Origin of the sequence: Dokdonia sp. 4H-3-7-5, from assembly GCF_000212355.1 — a bacterium.
GTDB lineage: Bacteria > Bacteroidota > Bacteroidia > Flavobacteriales > Flavobacteriaceae > Dokdonia.
Window position 1 is genome coordinate 3,374,996 of sequence record NC_015496.1, and the last position, 14,998, is coordinate 3,389,993.

Here is a 14,998-nt window from a genome sequence, read left to right on the forward strand (position 1 = left end):
AAAAGCGTGGAACTCATTATCACAAGGCTCAAAGATGCGATTAGTATCTTTGAGCTTTCTTATGCAACAACTATGAGCAGTAATAAAGTAAATATTTTTTGGTTTCGTCGTGATTTACGATTAGATGATAATGTAGGATTTCTTGAAGCACTAAAAGGTGATCTACCTGTGCTTCCTATCTTCATATTTGACAAAGAAATTCTGGACAAATTACCAAAAGATGATGCCCGCGTGACGTTCATTTTTGAAACGCTTCAAAAAATGCGTAGCACCTTGCAGGACGAGCATGCTAGTTCGCTAGCCATGTATTACGACACGCCAGAAAAGGTTTTCAAACAGCTTAGTAAAGATTTTGAGATTGCTACGGTTTTTACAAATCGTGATTATGAGCCTTATGCAAAGGAGAGAGATGAGGTGATTTCTTCACTGCTCAAGGATAATGACATTGAATTTAAGACCTTCAAAGATCAAGTGATTTTTGAAAAAGACGAGGTGGTTAAAGGCGATGGCGATCCATACGTAGTCTACACACCGTTTAAGAACAAATGGAAAGAACGCTTTGATACAGATAAAGATCTTACCATACACTACACTTCCCAGCATCTCAACAATCTTATTGAGCATAGTCGATTGCCTAATCTGAGTTTGTCAGACATGGGGTTTGAAAAATCATCTATTGAGGTTCCTGAGTATGACGTCACTCCTACTCTTATTCAAAATTATGAAGACACTCGCAACTTCCCTGCGCAGGATGGTACCTCACATTTAGGTCCGCATTTGCGTTTTGGAACCGTAAGTGTCCGCAAGATGATGAAAAAAGCTATTGCAGAAACCAATGAGATTTTTTGGAGCGAACTTATATGGAGGGAGTTCTTTATGCAGATACTTTTCCATTTTCCACATACAAAAGATAAAGCATTTAGATCAAAATACGACCGCATAGAATGGCGAAATAATGAAGATGAATTTGAAAAGTGGAAAAATGGCGAGACGGGTTACTTACTTGTAGATGCTGGTATGCGCGAACTCAACACTACGGGATATATGCACAATAGAGTGCGTATGCTGGTGGCGAGCTTTTTGTGTAAGCACTTACTTATAGACTGGCGATGGGGAGAAACCTATTTTGCCGAGAAGTTATTAGACTATGAGATGAGCTCAAATGTAGGAAACTGGCAATGGGCAGCAGGATCTGGAGTAGATGCAGCGCCTTACTTCCGCATTTTTAATCCCATAACGCAGGTGGATAAATTTGACAAGCAAAAAGAATACATCTCAAAGTGGATTCCAGAGCATGATACAGATAATTATCCTGAGAAAATGGTAGATCACAAGGAAGCTAGAGAGCGTTGTTTAAAGACTTATAAAGAGGCGGTGGCTTAGTACTTTTTCGCGAAAGCGTACTTACACAAGTCGTTGTTTTCAAAAACCTTACAAAAGAATATAGGTTTAACAACGCTGCTAAAATTTTCATAAAGAACACATAACAACTTTTGATACCGCTCATACTTACGAGAGATTTGTTTCAAAAATTATTATGAAAATATCAACCATTGCAAATATCCTTACGGTTGTAACCATCCTTGCTATAGGTTATTTTGCAATTCCAAAACTGATAGGACTTGAACAAAGTATCAAAGGTTTTTCTAACTTTAATGAGAGAATAGGAATACCAAATAACATTGCGAGATGCGTCACGGGAGTAGTAGAATTAATCACGGCAGTATTGCTTTTACTCTCTCTTACGCTCAAAAGCAAAAGAGAAGTTACTCATATTTTAGGGTATTTACTTCTAACGGGAACTATGCTGGGAGGCTTACTCACTGAGTATTTAATACGTCCCGAACCTAAAATGATGCTCGTTTATATTGCCATAGCTTTGCTTATAATTGCCGTGTACCAACTTTTAAATACGTACGCACTTAAAACCGTTGATCATGAATAACTCACTAGATAAAGTAATACTCATCACAGGATCATCAAAAGGGATAGGCAGCGCGACAGCAAAACTACTTGCAGCACATGGTGCGAAAGTGGTCATTAATTATGCGTCAAGCGATAAAGAGGCTTCTGAAACATTAGAAACCATAACAGAAAACGGTGGTGATGCGATTGCTATAAAAGCAGACGTAAGCAAGCCAGAAGAAGTACAAGCGTTATTTGATAAAACGATTGCTCATTACGGCAAAGTAGATGTGCTTATCAATTGTGCGGGTATCATGAAAAACAAGCCGTTTCAAGACATCGAGCAAGATGATTTTACGTCACAATTTAATGTAAATGTGAGAGGTGTTTTTAATACCATGCAGCGCGCATACCATGACCTTTCTGATAACGGAACTATCCTTAATTTTTCATCCAGCACTACAAAAATGATGTTGCCTAGCTACGCTATTTACTCAGCAACCAAAGCCGCCGTAGAGCAAATGTCACGCGTGGTGAGTCAAGAAATAGGACGCGGTATTTCTGTAAATTGTATTGCTCCTGGCCCTACAGAAACAGATTTGTTTTTAGAAGGCAAATCTGCCGACTTTATAGAGCAACTTAAAAGCAAATCTCCATTCAACAGACTGGCACAACCAGAAGATATCGCAAAAGCGGTTCTCTTTATGGTAAGCGATGAGTCAAAATGGGTCTCTAGCCAAGTGCTATACACAAATGGTGGTATAGTATAGCATTCTTTTCGCTTTCGCGAAAATGTGCTTTTCATATATTAGTAGCTAACAATCTCCCATGATAGCATCCATACTAACTTTCTGGAGGTCCTTATCATACACTACTCGATTCTCTATTATAGCTTTTGTAGCAATACTTCCTATCGGGCTCTTTAGTATGGGAATTCTAGGAGCGTTACTGTATTATCCCGTTTCATTCTTGTTTACCTCCTATCCTACCCTCAATGACTGGACTGGTGATTGGGTATGGCCAGCAACAATAGGTGTAGGGATGTTTTGGTCTTTTGGCTTTATCTGGGCTGGACTTGCTTGGCACTTTCTGCATAGTAAGATACATTCTCTACATGTGCTCAGAGTGATGTATGCGCTTATATGCTGGGCCTGGGCTGCAGTATTGTGGTATGGAGTGATAAGCAGCAACCTATCGTAACTATATCATTTTCTGGAGTTTTGATTTTGTGTATCTTAGAAGCTACCAACCAAAATGTTAGACTTTAATGAAAAAATTGACACTCCTCTACGTTTTAAGTATGATCACGCTAAGCGTCTCTGCTCAAAAACTTTCAAAAAACAAACAAGCAGTAATCGCGGCTGTTGAAAAACATGAAAAAGAACTCATCCGCATTTCTGATGAGATATGGTCTGTTGCCGAGACTGCTTTTGAAGAAACCCAGTCGGCTGAAATTCTTGCCAGTTATGCTGAGAAAAATGGATTTACCGTAGATCGCGGCGTTGCTGGAATGCCTACGGCTTTTGTCGCTACGTATGGATCTGGAAGCCCTGTAATTAGTGTTTTGGGAGAGTTTGATGCACTGCCAGGACTTTCTCAAAAAACAGAGCCAACGAAGAATCCGCTCAATGAAGGTGAGCCTGGTCATGGCTGTGGTCACAATATGTTTGGCGCAGCGAGTTTAGGTGCTGCCATTGCTATAAAAGAACAAATAGAAGCTGGAAAAATCAAAGGAACCGTAAAGTTCATGGGAACACCATCTGAAGAAAAGTTCTTTGGAAAAATATGGATGGTGCGTGAAGGTCTCTGGGATGATGTAGATGTAAATATTTCTTGGCATCCAGCAGCAGAAATGAAAGCAGATGTACAAAGCTCTCTTGCGCTTGTAGATTTTAAAATAGAATTTTTTGGTCAAGCAGCACACGCCAGTGCAGACCCATGGAATGGACGCTCTGCCTCTGATGCACTTGAAATTTATACAACAGGTGTAAACTATTATCGTGAACACGTAAAACCTACCGTGCGCATGCATTACCACATCCAAGATGGTGGTCAAGTGGTGAATGTAGTTCCAGATTACTCGCGTCTCTGGATGCGCGTGCGCGACACAGAACGCAAAGGTATGATGCCTGTGTATGAGCGCTTACAAGAAATGGTAGAAGGCGCGGCCATCCTTGCAGATGTAGATTATAAAGTATCTCTTATTTCTGGGATTTATGAAGTACTCGTCAATAGAACTGGTGGAGCAGTAATGCAAAACAATCTTGAGCTTCTAGGGCCTATAAATTATACGCCAGAAGAAATTGCCTTTGGTAAAAAAATTCAAGAAGTAACTGGAAAGCCTCAAGTAGGTATGGATAGTGCTATCAAACCACTTGAAGCGACTAGAGAAAATCCAGGTGGCGGTAGTACAGATGTGGGAGATGTGAGCTGGAATGTTGCAAACATCAACCTTGGTGTTACCACTGCTCCTAAGGATACACCGTGGCACTCATGGGCTGTCGTGGCTTGCGGCGGGATGTCTATTGGTCACAAAGGAATGACATATGCCAGTAAAGCAATGAGCATGACGATGCTTGATCTTTTTGAAGATCCTACGCTAGTAAAAAAAGTCAAAGCAGAATATAAAGAACGTAAAGGCGATGCCGTGTACGAGGCGATTGTACCAGCAGGACCGCCGCCAGTAAACCAAGGAAAATAATGATGACTAACAAATTATTTATAAACGCAGTAGCTATTGTAGTTACTGCGTTATGCTTTTACTCTTGTACAGAAAAAACAAGCACAGAAACCACTAATTCAGACTCAGCTTCAGGATTTCAAGTTGCGATAGATCATTATGCGATTAACGTAGCAGATCTGGATGAAAGTGTCGCTTTTTATCAAGAGGTTTTCGGTTTGAAGGAAATTAAAGATGGTACAGAGGAGCCACATATAAGATGGTTTAGACTAGGGACTTCACAAGAATTACATATCATTGAAGTAGATAGCATAGATAAGAAAATACCTAAAGGAGTTCACATTGCACTTGCTGTAGGTGATTTTGACCGCTTTCGCGAAAGCATAGAAAAACGAAACCTCAACTACTACGACTGGCCAGGAAGTGCTAGCCAAATTTCAACACGTCCTGATAAAGTACGCCAACTCTACTTCCAAGATCCAGATGGTTATTGGGTGGAAGTAAATGATGGGAAGCAGTTCAATCATTAAAAAACCACATCATGTCTAAAACCGAAACCATGAAAGAAAATGCCATTGCTTTTTACAAAATGGCATATCAAGGAAATCCGCGAGAGGCGGTTTCTTTATACGTAGGTGATGAATATATACAGCACAATCCCGACGTAGAAAATGGTACTGAAGGTTTTATTTCCTACTTTGAAAGAATGAAAACTGAGTATCCAGAAAAATCAATCAACTTTGTACGCGCCATTGCCGAAGGTGACCTTGTATCGTTACACACACATCAAATATGGCCAGACGATGATCAATACATCACGATGGACTTTTTTAGATTTGACACCAACGGAAAAATCGTAGAACACTGGGATGCTATCCAGCAAATTCCAAAAACATCTGCAAATCTTAATACGATGTATTGAAACTTAGGTTTTAAGTCGCTCGTTACCAAGAGTGACCTAAGACTTCATTAAATCTATTTCCTTAAGATTTTCAATACGGTTTCTCTTTAAGAAATCATCTATACTCTCAAAGTGCTCAATCACGCGCTTCTCCTTAAATTCAAATACCTTTTTAGATAGTCCTTGTAAGAAATCACGATCGTGAGAAACTAAGATAAGTGTTCCATCAAAAGTTTGTAGTGCTTCTTTCAAGACATCTTTAGACTTAATATCAAGGTGGTTTGTAGGCTCATCCAGTATTAATAAGTTTACTGGATCAAGAAGCAACTTCACCATTGCTAGTCGTGTTTTCTCTCCTCCAGAAAGTACGCTTACCTTTTTATCGAGGCTGTCACCAGAAAACATGAAGCGACCTAATATATTTTTAATTTGCGTGCGCATATCACCTTTGGCAACCTCATCTACTGTTTGGAAAACGGTAAGATCTGGATCTAATAACGCTGCTTGATTTTGAGCAAAATAACCCACTTTTACATTATGTCCTAGTTCGCAAGCACCTTCCACTTCTATCTCTCCTAGAATGGCTTTAATCATCGTCGATTTTCCCTCGCCATTTCTACCTACAAAGCTCACTTTTTCGCCTCGAGCGATATCCATATTTGCACCACTAAACACCGTATGATCCTCATACTTCTTAGTAAGATCTTTCACTTTTACAGGAAAATCTCCAGACCTAGGCGCCGGTGGAAATCTCAATGCGAGTGCCGAGTTATCTACCTCATCAATCTCAATGATAGTAAGCTTTTCTAGCATACGCTCACGAGAAGAGACTTGGTTAGTCTTACTATACGTACCTTTAAAACGATCTATAAAGGCTTGGTTATCTGCAATAAACTTTTGCTGCTCTTGGTAGGCTTTGATTTGATGCGTACGACGATCTGCACGTAGCTCAAGATAGTGCGAGTAATTTGCTTTATAATCGTAAATACGCCCCATCGTCACCTCTATCGTACGATTTGTAATATTATCAATAAACGCCTTGTCGTGAGAGATCACAACGACTGCCTTTGCCTTATTCAACAAGAAATCCTCTAACCATATCACAGACTCAATATCTACGTGGTTTGTAGGCTCATCCAATAAGATAAGATCTGGTTTTTGCAGCAAGATTTTGGCAAGCTCAATACGCATGCGCCATCCTCCAGAAAATTCGCTCGTAGGTCTTGTAAAATCCTCACGTTTAAACCCAAGTCCTTTTAAGGCTTTTTCAACTTCCTCTTCATAATTTACCTCCTCAATCGCATAGAACTTCTCGCCAAGATCTGTCACCTTAGTGATGATGTCCATATATTCCTTAGACTCATAATCTGTACGAGTTTCTAGCTCCTTGTTAAGACGAGCCATCTCCTCCTTCATTGTAAAAACAGTAGAAAAAGCCTTAGAAGCCTCCTCCATTACCGTACAATCATCATCTGTAAGTAAGTGCTGTGGTAAGTATGCTATGACTGCATCCTTAGGAGTTCGCACGTTACCACGAGTAGGTTTTAACGCTCCTGCGATAATTTTCATCATGGTAGACTTACCAGCTCCGTTTTTACCCATAAGGGCAATTTTATCATTCTCATTAATAGAGAAAGAAACATCTGCAAAAAGTGTGTCTCCGCTAAACTCAACGGCAAGGTTATCTACTGCAATCATAATATAAATTTAAGATTGCAAAAATACTATATTAAGTGGTGCTGTGTGAAGATTAGTGCGCTTTCGCGAAAGCGTACTTTTGAAATATAAATCTAAGCGAAAAGATAAAAAATTAGCATACTACTTTTCTGCTAGTTCAAACGTGAGAGGTAGCATTGCTCCTACCTTACGCGCTGCCATCGCACCTCCTGTATACAAGACATCAACAGGACTATGATTTCCAAATGAATCAATCAAAAATGGAGCTGTAGCTTCAAGTTTAGATTGCTCGTCTTGGTTATAAAGAATCTGGATATCCTCTTCAAGAAGGGTTACTTCATGCCCTTTATCTGTAGCAATTATTTTGAAAGGCGCATATGGAGCAGTCTCATATTTGCCTAGAAAAACTCTATACTTTTCTTCTACCAATTTATGATCACGTAGCGCTCTCAAAAAGTGAAGTAGAGATCCTTTATATTCTGCAGTTCTATTTTTTAAAATCTTACGGCTCGTTTTTTCTTTAATGTTTTCAAAAAACACAGTGCCCACAAAAAAGGACTTGCTCGCCATATTAAATCCATTAAGACTTTTCTCATAAGTAACCTCAAAGTCCATGAGATCATAAGATACGAGATACCCTAAGTTTTTATTTCTAATCCTAATAGGCACATTGCTGTCTGCATATAGCATTCCGTTAGTAGCACTATATCTCAACCGGATATCTTTTTCATTAAGAATTTTGACATCCTTCGTATTTAATACCGAGCCTATAAAGTACTTTTTAAAAGCTCTCATTTTACGTTCTCTTGACCAAGTATCGTCATCTAATATTACCTCATCTAGTGAATCGATACTTTCCTTGAGGTATAGCGTTCCTAAGGAGCCTAGTTGATTGTGGGGGATAATAAGCGTCTCAAAACCTAAAACACTTATAATAAGTTCGGTTTCTATCGCATTATCTCTAGTGATTTTGAAATCTCCTTGCGCATTAGATATAGCGCCAATTGTGGTATTATTAAAATAGACAGAGGCATTCTCGATGGCAAGACTGTCTTGTGTAGCTAGTAGTGTTCCTGTAATTACATCTTGAGCGTGTATTGTTATCGCAAAAAGAAAAAAGACAATACAACTAGCTACTTTCATAAGATATAAATTACGACAACATATTATTTTTTAAGAGTAGATTTATTGATCTAAACCACTTGCTGCATCTTCGTCCATAAACCAATGAAGTTCTCCAGAGAGTGGTGAAACAAGACTTGCTGGATAATCTCTAAAATCTTCTTCTTGATTAATGATAGTGACTACCTTTTCTTCTTTTGAAGCTCCAGTAACTAAAAAAGCTACGGCTTGCGCATTATTGATAATATCGCCCGTAATACTTACGCGTTGTTGTCCAGATTCTGGATGTGTAGCGACTCCGCACCAGTTTGATGAGTCCCACAGTTCTATCTCATGAGGAAATATAGATGCAGTATGACCATCATCTCCCATACCTAATATGACTAAATCAAATTGAGGCACCTCATTTTCTGAAGCTAGGGTACTTTCTAAAACCTCTGCATAGCGTTTAGCTTCTGCTTCTGGATTATTTTCGCCAAGGATGCGGTGTATATTTTCCGCAGGGATATTGATTTTTGAAAACAAATGATCTACAGTCATTTTGTAATTGCTTTGCTCATCTGTAGGAGCAACACAACGCTCATCTCCCCAGTAAAACTGAAACTTGGACCAGTTTGCATCTTTATGCTTCTCTGCAAGTAAGTCAAAAACAATTTTAGGAGTGCTTCCTCCAGATAGTGCTACAGTAAAACGTTCTTTACCGCTTGCAGCTTCCATTAAATAAGTAGCAAAATCTTGAGCTACTTCTTGCTTTGTTTTTGATATATGTAGTGTCATTGTTTTCTATTCTATAACTGCAACTGCAGAAGCTAGTTATTATGGGTAAAACTCAATATTGTTATTCTATCACACAGTATCCTGGATCATCTGCTAGATGTGCTCCTGGATTACGCCAGCCGCCACGACCTTCTATAAGATCATCTGCAAATTCTGGTCCCCAGACTCCTGCTGCATAACCATACATCTTTACATCACGACTTGTCCAATATTCAAGTATAGGATCTGTAAATCTCCATGCTGCTTCTACCTCGTCTGCACGAGAATATAACGTAGCATCACCTTGCATTGCATCAAGCAATAGACGTTCGTAAGCCTCCATAATATCTGTATCACCTAAGCTAGAGTAGTAAAAATCAAGATTACCACGTTCTACCTTAAATCCTTGTCCTGGCACTTTCACACCAAACTTTACTAAGATACCCTCATCAGGTTGAATACGTATGATGAGTTTATTATCCTTATTAATGTCTGAGTTTTTAAAGATCTGGTGGTGCGGTGACTTGAAGTGTATCACAACTTCTGTAACCTTAGTAGGCATACGTTTTGCCGTACGCACATAAAAAGGAACATCTGCCCAGCGCCAGTTATCTACAAAAAACTTAACCGCAGCATAGGTTTCTGTAATACTATCTGGATCTACATCTTCTTCCTCACGGTAACTATTTACACGCTCACCATCTATCTCACTGCTTAAATATTGCCCGCGTATAGTATTCTCTTCTAGCACCTCTGGGTCTGTCATTAATCGTAATGACTTAAGTGCTTTTAATTTCTCGTTACGTATTTCTTCTGGATCTGCACTTAATGGTGGTTCCATTACTATTAATGCAACAAGCTGTAATAAGTGACTTTGAAACATATCTCGCAATGCTCCAGACTTATCATAATAACCACCACGAGACTCTACGCCTCCACTCTCTGCATTTGTAATCTCTACGTGGTCTATGTAATCACGATTCCATAAAGGTTCAAAAATACTATTTGCAAATCGGGTGACAAGTATGTTTTGAACGGTCTCTTTACCTAAGTAATGATCTATTCTATAAATCTGCGATTCTTTAAAATATCTGTGTAATCCCTCGTTAAGTGACTTTGCAGTCTCAAGACTGTAGCCAAAAGGTTTTTCTACTATAAGTCGTTTCCAACCTAGACGCTCATCATTAAGTCCTTTTGCAGTAAGATTCTTTGCAATGGCTTCAAATAAACTAGGAGGTGTAGATAAGTAAAAGATGATATTATTATCACACTGGTATGTGGTATTGATATCTTGTATACGCTCATTAAGCTCACGGTAATCTACATCGTATTTTTTATGGAGATCTTCATAAAATAACTTTTCAGAAAATTCGGCAATAAACTCCTTACTATCATCTAAATATTTGCTTTCTAGCGCTACGCGTTTTCTAAACTCCTCATCGGTCATAAAACTACGCGCCACACCAAGTACAGCAAAATGCTTAGGTAGGTGTTTATCTTTATATAATTTATATAGAGCAGGAACTAATTTTCGAGCAGTGAGGTCACCCGAGGCGCCAAAAATGACTAATAACTGATTCTCTGTCTTGCGCATATGAATAACTTATTTAAGGTGCTTCAAAAGTATTGAAACTTTCGTCCATTCCCAACCGACTTCCCCACCACTTACTCACAAAAACAATTATTTTTCCACTATTTTTGATGAGCAATACCTACTGATAATTTTGAGTTGTTTTTTTGAGCTCTTTTGTGGGGAATGAAACTTTACTTATGAAAAATTCTTACGATTTTGGCTTGGTTGGACTGGGCGTAATGGGACGCAACTTTATATTAAATGTAGCCGATAATGGCTTTAGCGCGATGGGCAATGACCTTGACCCAGAAAAAGTGCAGGCGCTTATAGAAGAGGGCGGTGACCCAAAACGCGTAGATGCTACGGTTGATGTATCCGCTTTCGCGAAAGCGTTATCATCTCCACGTAAGATCATGTTACTAGTTCCCGCTGGTAAAGTAGTAGACATCGTCATAGAAAGTTTACTGCCACACTTAGATAAAGGAGACATCATCATAGACGGAGGAAACTCATTCTTTACCGATACCGACCGAAGAGAAGCGTACTTATCTGAAAATGGAATTCACTTTTTTGGAGCAGGAGTTTCTGGAGGAGCCAAAGGCGCACGTATAGGACCTAGCATCATGCCTGGAGGATCAAAACCTGGATATGCAGCGGTTCAACCCATCTTTGAAGCAGTATCTGCCAAATATAATGGAGAACCTTGTGTTGCTTACTTAGGACCTAAATCTGCTGGGAACTACGTGAAAATGGTGCACAACGGTATTGAATACGGACTCATGCAACTCACTTCTGAGATATACGATGTACTTAAAAAGGCAGGAAACTTATCTAATCAAGAGCTGCACGAAACCTATAAATCATGGAATGAAGGACGTTTACAATCCTTCTTAGTTGAGATTACATCAGAAATTTTTGCCGAAAAAGACACCCTTACTAGTAGCGACCTTGTAGACCAGATTCTTGATAAAGCAAAACAGAAAGGAACAGGAAAATGGACCTCACAAAATGCGATGGATCTTGGTATTCCCGTACCTTCTATTGATATCGCAGTAAGCATGAGAGAAATCTCTGCACTTAAAGATGAGCGCACCATTGCAGATTCTCTATACGATCGTCCAGAAGTAGCAACAATGGATAAAGAAAAGCTAACTAAGCTTACAGAAGAAGCACTTTACTTCTCTTACATTATTACTTATGCTCAAGGTTTGCATCAGCTAGCAGACGCGTCTAAGGAATATGGATATGACCTCGATATTGCAGTAATTGCAAAAATATGGAGAGCTGGATGTATCATAAGAGCAAAGCTCCTTGCAGATATCACAGATGCTTTTACAGAAGATACAGAGCTACCTAATCTATTGTTATCTCCATCGTTTATTAAAAAGATACAAAGTACAGTAGACTCGGCTAGAGAACTTGTTGCTTATGGAGCAATTAATGGAATCCCGCTTCCTGGAGTATCAAACTCGTTAACTTATTTTGACGCCTATACTTCTACAAGATTACCGCTTAATCTTATCCAAGCACAACGAGATTATTTTGGATCGCATACTTACGAAAGATTAGACCGCGAAGGAATCTTCCACACAGAGTGGGAGAAATAAAACGAAGTATTTAAAATCACCACAGAAGCACTTCCGTATTGTACAAAAACAATCATTCTTTGAGAAAATCTAGCACATGGACAGTAGCTATATGGCTCGCTGTCGTGCTTTTAAGTCTATGTACAGTAGGTTGCTCAAACAGTAAAAGCACAGATCGAGATCATGAGGTGTTTAGATACAACGAGCAATACCAGATTTCAACATTAGATCCTGCTTTTGCTCGTAATCCGCCTATTATCTGGCCAGTAAATCAATTATTTAATGGACTTGTACAATTAGACAATGATCTCAATGTGCAGCCAGATATTGCTAAGTCTTGGATCATTTCTGAAGATGCCCTTACCTACTCTTTTACACTACGTGATGATGTAAAGTTTCATAAACATGAAGCTTTTAATACTGTAGATAGCACAAGGAATGTAGTTGCAAGTGACTTTGTATATTCCTTTGACAGACTTACAGATCCAGCTATCGCATCACCTGGAAGCTGGGTGCTTAGTAATGTTGCGCAGTACAAGGCTATTAACGATAGTACATTTATAGTACAATTAAAGCAGCCTTTTCCAGCATATTTGGGATTGCTTAGTATGAGATATTGCTCTGTTGTACCTAAGGAAGTGACAACTTTTTACGGAAATGAATTTAGATCAAACCCTATAGGTACTGGTCCGTTTAAATTTAAACGTTGGGAAGAAGGCGTGAAACTTGTACTTCGTAAAAACGAATTATATTACGAGAAAGATGCTGCTGGAAATAGCCTTCCTTACCTAGAAGCGGTTGCCATTACTTTTTTACCAGACAAGCAAAGCGAATTTTTACAGTTTGCTCAAGGTAATATTGATTTTTTAAATAGTCTCGATCCTTCTTATAAAGACGAGATACTTACTGCCTCTGGAACGCTACGCGAGAAGTATGAAAACCAAGTGAATTTTGAAAAAACACCTTGGCTCAACACTGAGTATATAGGTTTCTATCTAGATAGTAACACTCCAGAAGTGCAATCTACTTTATTACGTAAGGCAGTAAACTACGGTTTTGATCGCGAGAAAATGATCACCTACCTGCGTAATGGGATAGGAAAACCTGCAGTAAACGGTTTTATCCCGAAGGGGTTGCCAGGTTTTGACGATATAGAAGGTTATAATTACAATCCTACACTTGCTAAAGAACTTGTAGCTCAGTACACCGCACAAACTGGAGACCAATCACCACAACTCACGATAGGTACAAATAGTCAGTACCTTGATATTTGTGAGTACATACAGCGGGAGTTACAAAAAGTAGGACTGGATGTACAAATTGATGTGATGCCTCCATCTACCCTACGCCAGATGAAAAGTAGTGGTGAGCTAGACGCTTTCCGCGCTAGTTGGATTGCAGATTACCCAGATGCCGAAAACTACTTGAGTTTATTTTACAGTAAAAACTTCACTCCTAACGGACCTAACTACACACACTTTAAAAGTGCGACCTTCGACAGTCTTTACGAGAAAAGCTTAAGTATTACAGATATTAATGAACGCAAACAGTACTATATAAAAATGGACTCTCTTATTATAGAGCAATCCCCTATCATTCCGCTTTATTATGACGAAGTGGTACGATTTACCCAAAAGACCATTTCAGGTTTTGAACCCAATGCTCAGAACTTCTTAGTGTTGAAATATGTAAAAAAGAGTAAAAAGTAGTGTGATTACGCTTTCGCGAAAGCGTACCTAAAACAATTATAATATCGAACACAAAGACACTTATAACACCATTTTATCACCTTCTGAAGAAACACTCTTCAAGGATCGCAATAGCAAATTCTTTGGCTATGCATTCCCCGTTACCACAGAGGAAGAAGTCAAGGAACATATAGATGCCTTAAAAAAGCAGCACTACCAAGCCAGACACTGGTGCTATGCTTATGTGCTAGGCAAGGAATACGAACAATACCGTGCAAATGATGATGGCGAGCCTTCTAATAGCGCGGGTGCTCCTATTTATGGACAGCTACAATCTTTTGATGTAACAAATGTGCTCGTAGTGGTTGTAAGATATTTTGGAGGGACAAAGTTAGGTGTAGGCGGTTTGATCAATGCTTATAGAACCGGTGCACAACTCGCACTTGAGAATGCTCGTATTGTAAAGAAAACAATTGACATTCCTTTTTCTGTACAATTTGAATATCCCTTACTCAATAAAGCGATGCGTTTAATTAATGATTACAAGGTGACCATTATCGAGCAAAAAATGGAAATGGACTGCGTCTTCCATCTCGCCATACGCAGAAAAGAGTCTGAAAAGGTGATTGAGGCTTTTAATGAAGTCTATGGAATTAACCTTCTAAAAGAAGATTAACTAGAGCTTCTCTAAAATGTATTTTGGGCACCTCATAGGTCGCCCAGTTTTTGTATTCATAAAGATCAATTCTGTACTCGCCACTGTTAATAACTCTTCATTTTGGTTATAAACTTTATAATCGAACATAATACGCACCGTAGGAATATTCCTAAGTGAGGTTTCTATTTTAAGGCAATCATCGAAAAGTGCAGATTTTTTAAATGTTGTATTTAAATTATAAACTGGTAGCATTACACCATTTTCTTCCATCCATTTATAAGAAATTCCGAGTTGTTCTAGCCATTCAAGTCTCGCAATTTCAAGATATTGAGCATAGTTACTATGGTGCACAAAGCCCATCTGATCGGTTTCTGAGTAGCGAACTTTAACAAAAGTAATATGGTTTTTCACAGTAGAGAGGTCTTATTTTTTGTAATTTTAAATTTGATATA

At 38.9% G+C, this 14,998-nt stretch carries 15 protein-coding genes; 10 read left to right on the forward strand and 5 right to left on the reverse strand.

The genetic code is table 11. The annotated features are described in order from the left end of the window. Positions 1-72 precede the first annotated feature (72 nt). The 7 genes from KRODI_RS14930 (at position 73) to KRODI_RS14960 (ending at position 5,507) form a co-directional block, all read left to right on the forward strand. Positions 73-1,383 carry a cryptochrome/photolyase family protein gene (locus KRODI_RS14930; RefSeq protein ID WP_041295964.1) on the forward strand — a complete coding sequence of 437 codons (1,311 nt, stop codon included), beginning with the start codon at positions 73-75 and terminating at the stop codon, positions 1,381-1,383. Between the two features lie 154 nt (positions 1,384-1,537). Next, the gene (locus tag KRODI_RS14935; protein ID WP_013752463.1) at positions 1,538-1,945 is read left to right on the forward strand and encodes a DoxX family protein; all 408 of its coding nucleotides are present in this window, start codon (positions 1,538-1,540) and stop codon (positions 1,943-1,945) included. Beyond that, positions 1,938-2,675: an SDR family oxidoreductase gene (locus KRODI_RS14940; protein ID WP_013752464.1), complete on the forward strand. Its 738-nt coding sequence runs from the start codon at positions 1,938-1,940 to the stop codon at positions 2,673-2,675. The genes KRODI_RS14935 and KRODI_RS14940 overlap by 8 nt, the downstream gene beginning before the upstream one ends. Before the next feature lie 58 nt (positions 2,676-2,733). Further along, the gene (locus KRODI_RS14945; RefSeq protein WP_013752465.1) at positions 2,734-3,105 is read left to right on the forward strand and encodes a hypothetical protein; all 372 of its coding nucleotides are present in this window, start codon (positions 2,734-2,736) and stop codon (positions 3,103-3,105) included. A 67-nt stretch (positions 3,106-3,172) separates the two neighbouring features. After that, positions 3,173-4,606 carry an amidohydrolase gene (locus KRODI_RS14950; protein WP_013752466.1) on the forward strand — a complete coding sequence of 478 codons (1,434 nt, stop codon included), beginning with the start codon at positions 3,173-3,175 and terminating at the stop codon, positions 4,604-4,606. After that, entirely contained in the window at positions 4,606-5,115 is a 510-nt protein-coding gene (locus KRODI_RS14955) for a VOC family protein (RefSeq protein WP_013752467.1), read from the forward strand. The genes KRODI_RS14950 and KRODI_RS14955 overlap by 1 nt, the downstream gene beginning before the upstream one ends. An 11-nt stretch (positions 5,116-5,126) precedes the next feature. Next, the gene (locus KRODI_RS14960) at positions 5,127-5,507 is read left to right on the forward strand and encodes a nuclear transport factor 2 family protein (RefSeq protein WP_013752468.1); all 381 of its coding nucleotides are present in this window, start codon (positions 5,127-5,129) and stop codon (positions 5,505-5,507) included. Positions 5,508-5,543: 36 nt separating this feature from the next. Here KRODI_RS14960 and KRODI_RS14965 read toward each other — a convergent pair whose 3' ends face one another. The 4 genes from KRODI_RS14965 to zwf all read right to left on the reverse strand — a co-directional run bounded on the left by KRODI_RS14965 (position 5,544) and on the right by zwf (position 10,635). Further along, complete coding sequence (locus KRODI_RS14965) at positions 5,544-7,184, reverse strand: ABC-F family ATP-binding cassette domain-containing protein (protein ID WP_013752469.1); 1,641 nt, start codon at positions 7,182-7,184, stop codon at positions 5,544-5,546. Between the two features lie 120 nt (positions 7,185-7,304). Beyond that, entirely contained in the window at positions 7,305-8,306 is a 1,002-nt protein-coding gene (locus tag KRODI_RS14970) for a carboxypeptidase-like regulatory domain-containing protein (RefSeq protein ID WP_013752470.1), read from the reverse strand. A 42-nt stretch (positions 8,307-8,348) separates the two neighbouring features. Continuing rightward, positions 8,349-9,062: a 6-phosphogluconolactonase gene (gene pgl / locus KRODI_RS14975; RefSeq protein ID WP_013752471.1), complete on the reverse strand. Its 714-nt coding sequence runs from the start codon at positions 9,060-9,062 to the stop codon at positions 8,349-8,351. Positions 9,063-9,123: 61 nt separating this feature from the next. Next, positions 9,124-10,635, reverse strand: coding sequence for a glucose-6-phosphate dehydrogenase (gene zwf, locus KRODI_RS14980; protein WP_013752472.1), 1,512 nt, complete (start codon positions 10,633-10,635; stop codon positions 9,124-9,126). Positions 10,636-10,811: 176 nt separating this feature from the next. Between zwf and gndA the strand changes: the two genes are divergently transcribed. From gndA to KRODI_RS14995, 3 genes are read left to right on the forward strand one after another with little or no spacing between them, the layout of a single operon-like run. Continuing rightward, complete coding sequence (gndA, locus tag KRODI_RS14985) at positions 10,812-12,221, forward strand: NADP-dependent phosphogluconate dehydrogenase (protein WP_013752473.1); 1,410 nt, start codon at positions 10,812-10,814, stop codon at positions 12,219-12,221. 59 nt (positions 12,222-12,280) lie between these two features. After that, a complete protein-coding gene (locus KRODI_RS14990) occupies positions 12,281-13,909 on the forward strand; it encodes an ABC transporter substrate-binding protein (protein ID WP_013752474.1) in 1,629 nt (542 codons plus the stop codon). A gap of 43 nt (positions 13,910-13,952) precedes the next feature. Then, positions 13,953-14,564 carry an IMPACT family protein gene (locus tag KRODI_RS14995; RefSeq protein ID WP_013752475.1) on the forward strand — a complete coding sequence of 204 codons (612 nt, stop codon included), beginning with the start codon at positions 13,953-13,955 and terminating at the stop codon, positions 14,562-14,564. On the opposite strand, the gene KRODI_RS15000 is transcribed toward KRODI_RS14995, so the two are convergent. Next, on the reverse strand, positions 14,565-14,957 hold the full coding sequence (locus KRODI_RS15000; protein ID WP_013752476.1) for an acyl-CoA thioesterase: 393 nt from the start codon (positions 14,955-14,957) through the stop codon (positions 14,565-14,567). It lies immediately after the preceding gene. Positions 14,958-14,998: the final 41 nt, after the last annotated feature.